The organism is Pseudomonas sp. 50_B (assembly GCF_017491625.1).
GTDB lineage: Bacteria > Pseudomonadota > Gammaproteobacteria > Pseudomonadales > Pseudomonadaceae > Aquipseudomonas > Aquipseudomonas danubii.
This window is the reverse complement of the sequence record NZ_JAFGYX010000171.1, coordinates 1-438: the sequence shown is the minus strand read 5'-3', so window position 1 is coordinate 438 and position 438 is coordinate 1. Positions and strand designations below refer to the sequence as shown.

Below are 438 nucleotides of genomic sequence, written 5' to 3'. Positions count from 1 at the left end.
CTTCACTTCCTTGATGCTCTTGCCGACCACCTTCAGCCCGTTGGTGACCGCGGCCGCGACGACGATCGCGGTGCCGTGCTGATCGTCGTGGAACACCGGAATCTTCATTCGCTTGCGGCATTCGCGCTCGACGATGAAGCAGTCCGGCGCCTTGATGTCCTCGAGGTTGATCCCGCCGAACGTCGGTTCGAGCGCGGCGATCACGTCGACGAGCTTGTGCGGATCGGATTCGTTGAGCTCGATGTCGAACACGTCGATCCCGGCGAACTTCTTGAAGAGGACCGCCTTGCCTTCCATCACCGGCTTCGACGCGAGCGGGCCGATGTTGCCGAGGCCGAGCACCGCGGTGCCGTTCGTGACGACGCCGACGAGGTTGCTGCGCGCGGTGAAGCGCGCGGCGTTCAACGGGTTCTCGACGATCTCCTCGCACGCGAACGC

Annotated in this window: 1 pseudogene; it reads right to left on the bottom strand. The window is 64.2% G+C overall.

The annotated features are described in order from the left end of the window. Positions 1-438: pseudogene (locus J5M73_RS31450) on the bottom strand (NADP-dependent malic enzyme); the annotation flags it as partial.